The sequence below is a fragment of the Vibrio sp. 10N.222.48.A3 genome (genome assembly GCF_041475345.1).
GTDB classification, from domain to species: Bacteria; Pseudomonadota; Gammaproteobacteria; order Enterobacterales; family Vibrionaceae; genus Vibrio; species Vibrio tasmaniensis_A.
Map to the genome: position 1 here is coordinate 1 of NZ_JBFRVX010000827.1, position 8853 is coordinate 8853.

7 protein-coding genes and 1 pseudogene are annotated in these 8853 nt (G+C 43.8%); 5 read left to right on the top strand and 3 right to left on the bottom strand.

The features are described 5' to 3' along the window. Positions 1 to 208: pseudogene (locus AB4653_RS20355) on the top strand (glucosamine-6-phosphate deaminase); the annotation flags it as partial. A 32-nt stretch (positions 209 to 240) separates the two neighbouring features. Here AB4653_RS20355 and AB4653_RS20360 read toward each other — a convergent pair. The 3 genes from AB4653_RS20360 to AB4653_RS20370 all read right to left on the bottom strand — a co-directional run bounded on the left by AB4653_RS20360 (position 241) and on the right by AB4653_RS20370 (position 4069). Then, on the bottom strand, positions 241 to 777 hold the full coding sequence (locus tag AB4653_RS20360; protein ID WP_102257677.1) for an MltR family transcriptional regulator: 537 nt from the start codon (positions 775 to 777) through the stop codon (positions 241 to 243). A gap of 50 nt (positions 778 to 827) precedes the next feature. After that, complete coding sequence (locus AB4653_RS20365; protein ID WP_102257678.1) at positions 828 to 1976, bottom strand: mannitol-1-phosphate 5-dehydrogenase; 1149 nt, start codon at positions 1974 to 1976, stop codon at positions 828 to 830. 191 nt (positions 1977 to 2167) lie between these two features. Beyond that, entirely contained in the window at positions 2168 to 4069 is a 1902-nt protein-coding gene (locus AB4653_RS20370) for a PTS mannitol transporter subunit IICBA (RefSeq protein WP_102257679.1), read from the bottom strand. A gap of 564 nt (positions 4070 to 4633) precedes the next feature. Between AB4653_RS20370 and AB4653_RS20375 the strand changes: the two genes are divergently transcribed. The 4 genes from AB4653_RS20375 to AB4653_RS20390 form a co-directional block, all read left to right on the top strand. Next, on the top strand, positions 4634 to 5500 hold the full coding sequence (locus tag AB4653_RS20375; RefSeq protein ID WP_009846100.1) for a hypothetical protein: 867 nt from the start codon (positions 4634 to 4636) through the stop codon (positions 5498 to 5500). A gap of 323 nt (positions 5501 to 5823) precedes the next feature. Next, positions 5824 to 6480, top strand: coding sequence for an NAD(P)H-dependent oxidoreductase (locus tag AB4653_RS20380; protein ID WP_009846099.1), 657 nt, complete (start codon positions 5824 to 5826; stop codon positions 6478 to 6480). 555 nt (positions 6481 to 7035) lie between these two features. After that, entirely contained in the window at positions 7036 to 8541 is a 1506-nt protein-coding gene (gene norV / locus AB4653_RS20385) for an anaerobic nitric oxide reductase flavorubredoxin (RefSeq protein WP_102257680.1), read from the top strand. A gap of 1 nt (position 8542) precedes the next feature. Beyond that, on the top strand, positions 8543 to 8853 hold a 311-nt coding region (locus tag AB4653_RS20390; protein WP_372105180.1), incomplete at its 3' end, for an FAD-dependent oxidoreductase.

Here is an 8853-nt window from a genome sequence, read left to right on the forward strand (position 1 = left end):
GTTATATGATGTGTTTGGGGAGACCCTTGCGCTTTCATCAGCAGAGTTAAATGAGTTCCTATACAAAAGAAACCTAGTCTCACTGAGTTTTTGGCAGGTAACGACAACAAGTGTAAAAGGAAATGAGAAACTTGCGAACCCAACACAATTTTTGCAAGAGCTCATCGATCAGTGTGATCTGTGGTTGACAAAAGTAGATCATAAATAGCACCGAGCTTACTTTCACTACCTAGAGATAGCTTAAGAGGTCAGCACATTCTCTTTCGCTAACTGCTGATGTATATCATTAACCGCTAGCACTATCGTAGAGCGCACTTTTTGAAAATGGCGCTCTAAAAACATCCGCTTCATATCATCAGACATGCCTTCGACCAACTCTGGGGCGTAGTCGATTGGCATCATTTTTTGAATAGCATTGATACGATTAAGTTCAAAAACGACATCTTGGTCCCAGAAATTCACCTGACCTTCTTGAATATTTACCCACTCTTTTAGAGTAACGAAAACTTCAATATCGTCATACACCTCTTTACTGATCACGCCTAACCCTAACAATAATTTTGTTCGAACCAGAATTTCCCCTAAAGGGCCATCGGTGGTGAGGAGAGGGTCAACAACAAATTTTACTGCGTAGTCATCTTTATAGAAGATACTTTTCAACAAAGCGTCCAGCATGTCTTCTAAGACATCGTAGGCGCACAACAGGCACTCCGCAGCATTAGCTGATTCGGCTAGTTCTTCAAGTAAATCTGATTCGTGTGTTGTATGTATGGGCATGGTTGCTCTAAAAGAATAAAGTGCCACTGGTGTGGCACTTTGATGGTTTATCATTTCAATGCTAGATAAGCTTCTTCCGCTAGTTTAACAACTTCTGAGTCACTATTCAGCTCAGAATAATGCGCTAATGTCTCAGCAAAGCCTTTTTCTGCGAACATTGCTTGAAGTTCAACCGCTTGAGGGTCGTCTTCGTTCTTGTAATGGAACGCAGCAGCGATTGCTTTTACTAGGTGAGCATTCGGTAGGCCGTACTCTAATGTACCGTTTAGAGGCTTAACTAGGCGGTCTTGCGGGCTCAGTTTACGAATTGGCTGACGACCAACGCGGTCTACTTCATCACGTAGGAACGGGTTAGCAAAACGACCTAGAATCTTTTGGATGTAGGCAGCGTGTGCTTCTGGATCAAAGCCGTAACGCTTAATCAGAACCGCACCACTCTCTTCCATCGTCGCTGTTACTTCAGCGCGGATTACGTCGTCTTCGATAGAATCTTTAATAGTCTCATGACCGGCAAGCACACCAAGGTATGCCGTTACTAAGTGACCTGTGTTTAGCGTGAACAGTTTACGCTCAACGAAAGCCATTAGGTTGTCAGTGCATTCCATACCTGGGATATTTGGAATCTCACCTTTGAATTGTGTTTGGTCTACGATCCACTCGCTGAACGTTTCAACCGTTACCGCTAGAGGGTCTGTTTCGCCCGCTTCTGCCGGTGGAACAATACGGTCAACCGCTGAATCAACAAAGCCAATGTGCTCTTCAGTGAACGCTTTCATTTCATCAGAAAGGTGCTCTAACACGGCTGCTTTTAATTGGCTAGTACCACGAACCATGTTCTCTGCCGCGATGATGTTCATTGGTACAGTGTTGTTTGCAGCTGCACGCTTTTCAATGCCTTGAGCGATAGACTTAGAGATGATTTTAAGAACCGTAGGGCCCACTGCAGTCGTCACAAGATCAGACTCAGCAATGCAATCTACTACTGCGCTTGTCGCTGAGTTTACTGCTGACACGTTCTTAACAACTTCGACAACACACTCTTCGCCAACAATCTTAACTGGGTATTCTTGGCGTTCAATTAACGCATTTACAACCGTTTCATTTACGTCAGCAAACGTAACCTTCATACCAGCATCAGAAAGAAGCTTACCAATGAAACCACGACCGATATTACCTGCACCAAAATGTAACGCTTTCATAATTTTGACCTTATAAATATTTGAATCTAAATAGCTAACCACTCAAACACATGCCGCTTTCAATCACGTCCTAGGCATTAAGCAGTGACCTATTCAGACCGAACCTTTATCTACAGATAAAGATTGAGACCGGAAATGAGGCCAGTAGGGGGATACTGGCCTCCTTCACTCAGGAGCTTGACTAGAGCTTGTTAGTTTCCGTTGAGAATACGTAGAACATCAGCAGGGTTTGTTGTGTTCTGTAGGCATTCCACAGCGTCTTCATCATCGAGTGAATTGGTAATAGCCATCAGCACCATGTTGTGCTCATCGCCTTGTGCGGCAATACCGATAACCATCTTCGCGATATCATCTTCATCTTCGCCCCATTGAATACCTTGAGGGTACTGACAGAAAACAATGCCGGTTTTTTGTACGTACTGTTTCGCTTCGATTGTGCCGTGTGGTACTGCGATAGACTCACCTAGATAAGTAGACACAAGCTCTTCACGAGCAAACATGCCGTCTACATATTCTGGTGATACGTTGCCAAGTTTTACTAATTGTTCGCCAGCAAACTTGATTGCGTCTTCTTTCTGAGTCGCTTTAAGGCCAAGGAAGATGCTGTCATTAGTCAGTGCAAGCTTGTTGCCTTCTTGAGCTGGTGCTACTGAAGGAGCTACTTTCGCTTCACCACTTTGAGCATTCGTAGCCTGAGCTTCTGTTAACTCAGCAACTAGCTGGTCGTAGACACCGCCGTCTAGGAAGTTGCTTAGAGACATGTGCATTGCACCTGGTACGGTGTTACGAGCACGGTCTGTTAAGTCTTTATGCGTGATAACAATTTGCGAATCAGCCGGTAGGTTGTTGATTGCGTAGTTTGTTACCTCAATATCTAGGCCTGCTGCTGCTACCTTTTTGCGAAGTAGACCAGCACCCATTGCACTCGAACCCATACCTGCATCACAAGCCACATAGACAGCCTTAACATCCGCTAGGTTTACACCAGCTTCTGATGCAGCACCTTTAGAAGACGCTTTCATGTCTTTCATTTGTGCAGATGCTTTTTCTAGTGAATCTTCGTCATCACCACCTTGAGCTGAAGTCTTAAGTAGGATTGAAGCTACGATGAAAGACACAGCGGTTGAAGCGATAACTGAAAGTACGACACCTAGGTAAGAGCCTTTTGGCGTCATCAGTAGAACTGCGAAGATAGAACCTGGAGATGCTGGAGATATAAGACCAGAGTCAAACATTACGTTAGTGAATACACCCGTCATACCACCTGCGATAACAGCAAGAATTAGACGTGGGTTCATTAGTACGTACGGGAAGTAAATCTCGTGGATGCCACCTAGGAAGTGAATGATAGATGCACCGGCAGCAGACTGTTTCGCGCTACCTTTACCAAATACCATGTAAGCAAGTAGAAGACCAAAACCAGGACCAGGGTTAGCTTCAATTAGGAAGAAGATTGAACGACCAATCTCTTCAGATTGCTGGATACCTAGTGGAGAGAAGATACCGTGGTTAATTGCGTTGTTTAGGAAAAGAATTTTCGCAGGTTCAACAAAGATAGAAGCCAGAGGAAGAGCACCTGCTTCAACCATTGCGTTAACACCAGCAGCAAGTCCGCCAGATAGAATCTTAACCGCAGGACCAATCACGACAAACGCGATGATCGCGCAGATCATGCCGATGATACCAGCAGAGAAATTGTTCACTAGCATTTCGAAACCGCTCTTCACTTTACCGTGAACAGCTTCATCGAATTTCTTAATTGCGATACCACCTAGAGGGCCAACAATCATTGCACCCATAAACATAGGGATATCTGTACCAACGATGACACCCATCGTTGTAATTGCACCAACAACCGCTCCACGGTCGCCGCCAACCATTTTACCACCGGTGTAACCGATCAATAGCGGTAGTAGGTATGTGATCATAGGACCAACCATTGATGCTAACGTTTCGTTAGGCCACCAACCTGTTGGGATAAATAGTGCAGTAATGAAACCCCACGCAATAAATGCGCCGATGTTTGGCATTACCATATTGGATAAGAAACGACCAAAGTTTTGAACCTTAATCTTAGCTTCTGGTGATAACATAGGTAGAACCCCGTAATGTATTGGTTGGTCAAATGACCGAAAGTGTGTACTCAAAAGTCATTTAAAATGTATCACAACATTTCTAAAATGCACCCCGACCCAATTTTAGTGACGAGTATCACACTCAAAAAACACTTTAGGGTTAACAAGAGTAATTCGGATCACAAAAACACCATGAATTAAAATTACAAAGACAAATTAGCGAGAATAACACTCATTCAATAGCGATGTAGATCACACTTTATTTTGTAATACTTAAAAATAAATAGTGATGTAAATCACACTTAATAAAAGATAGCATCTAGAAACCATATAAACCGTATAAAAGAGCATCGCATCATGGATAGAAAACATGCATCCAGGTGAATCAATCTGCCAATTATGTAATTTAATTACACCTTGACCTACATTTTCCTAAAAATAAAAAAGAGAGCAAACACTCATTAAAAACATAGACCAGTGAACTGCAGTTAGCATCAACAGTTGTGTTATTGTATTTCCCTATTCTATACAACAGCCCCTCAACATTAATCAGCAGTTCTACTGCTAATTGAGAAACAGACTATGCCAGACAAGATTTCCACATCAGCACTAGCCAAACAAAAAGGGATAGAAGCGAAGGCTCTATTCAGTGATTTGAAAACAGCTGGCTATATCGTGCGTTCACAGGAGCGTTGGGTACTCACAGAACGAGGCGAAAGCTTTGGTGGGGAGTATGTCGAACACAAGAAGTTTGGTGTCTTTATTGTCTGGCCAGAAAAACTACTCATCGACCTAGATTCTTTCTCTGGAAAAACGCTAACGGCAACTCAACTAGGCAGTGCCTTTCAACTTAGCGCAAAAAAAATTAACCTGTTGCTCAGCGAGCTTGGTTGGATAACACGTGAAGAAGATGGTTGGCATGTCACCTCAACAGGCTTAAAAGCAGGCGGTGAGCAAAGGGAAGATAAAGCGACTCAAAACCTATTTGTGGTATGGCACGATTCGTTGGTTCGCAATAAACGTTTGAAGCAGTCTGTTGTCGAATTTCTAGGGCATGATGCTGAAAGCCACTCTACCGATGTCTCGTTTTCTAGCTTTCGTCAGAAATTTGAGGCGAAACACCGAACCTTAGACGGACATTATGTACGTTCAAAGGGAGAGCTGATCATCGATAACTGGCTTTATATGGCGGGAGTGGTTCATGCCTATGAACGTCCGCTCCCAATATCAAAAGAAGTAATGAGCGATTTCTACCTGCCAAGCGGCAAGGTATACATTCAATTCTGGGGAACAGATTCAGGCCCTATAGAAGAAGACAAACGAAATGCGACCAAGAAAGTTTACCAAGAGCACGGTTTTAGCTTGATTGAACTTAACCCTGAAGATATCCCAAACCTCGACAGTGTACTTCCCTCTTTATTACGCCAATATGGAATCAAAGCGTACTAACTGGCTGATTTTCGAAAACCAACACACATCCAGATCACACTAATCAGATCATTATGGACATTATTAACCATAGTGATTTGATGTGTTCGCTATTTTTCCCAAGCCAATCTTCTATTATCTTACACCCATCGACTTGAGCTACCGCAGATACTCGATTTATTGGGGCATGCTCGATAGCCATTTAAGCGTTCAGCCTTTTAGAGGCTGACTGTTCTAGAAACGACTTCTATAGAGATATAGCCTAAATGCGTTATCCGTTTATTGTTGACGTTACCGAACATAAAACCCTACAACATTTATATTGATAGATATTAGGATTCAACATGACTCATCCAATCATTTCAGATCTAAACACTCGCTACACAGCTAAAAAATACGATGCAGAAAAGCGCATCTCTGCGGAAGACATGGAAGTAATCAAAGAAGCACTTCGTTTGTCAGCTTCTTCTATCAACTCTCAGCCTTGGAAATTCATCATCATTGAGAGTGACGCAGCAAAACAACGCTTCCACAATACTTTCGAGAACATGTTCCAGTTTAACCAACCGCATGCGAAAGAAGCGTCACATACGATCCTGTTTGCTCACGATCCTAAGTACACTAAAGAGAAATTCGCAAAGCGTGCTGACACAGAAGTAAGCTCTGGTCACCTACCCGCTGAAATGTACGAGCAGTTCTTAGGGGCTTACGCATTCGCAGAAATGAACACAGATGAGACTGGTTTCAACGGTAACTGGACTAAGTCTCAAGTGTACATCGCGCTAGGTAACACAATGCACACACTGGCTCGTCTTGGTATTGCATCAACACCGATGGAAGGCGTAGATGCCGCTATGATCGGCGAAGAGTTTGCTGACGAACTAGACGGTCACGTTGTTGATGTAGCGCTAGCAATCGGCTACCACAAAGACGGCGAAGACTATAACCACGGTAAACCAAAAGCACGCCTAGCTCTTGATGAAATCGTGACGACGCTTTAACGCGCGAATTAAGATGACAAATGAATCAACAGCGATAACACGTTAAACAGTTACAACGCTTAACTGCTATAACGCTTTAATTTTTAAAACGCTTTTTCGTTTTACAAAATATAGTTTCAACAGCACTTCAGACTGTTAAATTACACTGCCTTGTTTTGGCCAGACACTCGTCTGGCCTTTTTCATGTCTGTATTTCGCATCCATCTTTTCTATCTCAGCTTTAGCCATTCCAGCCGCTTTTTAGACCACCAAGACTTAATCAATCCACGTGTTCTAATTCGCGAAGCGCAGGAGTTACGCTATAATCCCCTTTGTTGAAACATGTTCCTCACCCTGCTCTTTCTGAGCAAACATCATTAATTTTCTTGCCAAACCGCTATAAATCCACAAAGTCATAAAGACACCTAAGATTCATTTCAACCACAAAACACAGAACGTCAAAACGACTCACCAAACAACACAAAGACCAAACAAACACATTTAAAACAGACACTTAAAAACATGGCACAACTAGTGCATTGATGACCTTAGATATTTAAATAAGGTATTATCATTATGACTATTCACGTTAAATCAAATGTTCACTGGGTTGGCGTCCACGATTGGGAAACAGAACACTTCCATGGTAAGGAATACCACATGAACAAAGGTACCAGCTATAACTCGTACCTGATTCGTGAAGAGAAAACGGTGCTTGTTGATACCGTTGATCATCGCTTTACTGAACAATTCCTTGCAAACCTAGAGATGGAAATCGATATCAATGAGATCGACTACATCATTTGTCAGCACGCCGAAGAAGACCACTCAGGCGCTCTCTCTGCGCTGCTTGCTAAAATTCCGAACACGCCGGTTTATTGCACTGAAGCAGGTGTAAACTCCATTGTTGGTCACCACCACCAACCAAACTGGAATTTCAGAACCGTCAAAACCGGTGACACTCTTGATGTCGGTAACGGTAAGCAACTCATCTTTGTTGAGATGAAAATGCTGCACTGGCCAGACTCAATGGCAACATACCTCACAGGTGACGAGATCCTGTTCAGTAACGATGCGTTCGGTCAGCACTACTGTGATGAAAACCTATTCAACGATCAGCTAGACCAAGTCGAGCTTCATGATCAATGTCTGCGTTACTTCTCGAACATCCTCACACCTTTCGCGCCTTTGGTGAAAGCGAAGATAGAAGAAGTATTGAGCTTAGGTGTGCCTATCGATGTTATCGCAACCTCTCATGGCTGTATTTGGCGTGACAACGCGACGCAAATTGTTGAGCAATACTACGAGTGGTCTAAAGCCTACAAAGAAGATCGTATCACCATTGTCTACGACACCATGTCGAACAACACTCGCATGATGGCTGACGCAATCGCAAAAGGTATCCGTAAAGGCAGCCCAGAAACAGCAATCAAAGTCTTTAATATCTCTAAGCACGATAAGAATGACATCCTTGCCAATATCTTCCGTTCAAAGGGTGTGCTTGTTGGTTCATCGACCATGAACAATGTGATGATGCCGCAAATCGCTGCACTACTAGAAGAGATCCACGGCTTACGTTTTTCAGGTAAAAGAGCCGCTGCATTTGGCTCTTCAGGTTGGACAGGCGGCGCGGTAAAACGTATCGACGCTCGCTTACATGAAGCCAACTTCGAAGTCAGTGCTCCGCAACACATCCATTGGAAACCAGACACAGACGCTCTTCGCCAATGTATCGATTACGGCATGACACTGGCCGAGGTTTGGCGTGTAGAAGCAGATGAAGTGAGCACACCGAAACAAGTATCACGAAATGTAACACCGCTTGAAGCCACACCAGCACCGGCAAACACCACTGCCGAGCTCAAAGACACAACAGAGCAGAAGCAAGAAGAAGCGCAAGACAAGCCAGTACACAGTGCAGATTGCACTTGCTGGCGTTGCACAGTATGCGAATGGGTGTACGACCCACAGTTGGGCGAACCCTACCAAGGCGTCGAGCCTGGAACTCCTTGGGCGCAAGTACCTGATGATTTCCTTTGCCCTGAATGCCATTTAGGTAAAGAAGTGTTTGTGGAGAAGTAGCATGTCGAACATTGTTATTGTGGGTGGCGGTTTCGCTGCCCTACAAACCATCAAGATGGTACGTAAGCTTGACCAAGATATCGCGATTACTATGATCACCGCCGATGCCGGGGTTGAGTACAGTAAGCCGAATCTTTCGCACGCGTTCAGTCAGGAACAAACGCCGGAAACACTGGCAGTACATAACGCTCAACAATTGGCAGAGCACTACAACGTAGTCATCAAAACCAAAGCACTTGTGAGCGAGATAGATATTGAGCAGCAGTGTGTTCATGTTGATGGCCAATCTATCCACTATTCAAAGTTGGTATT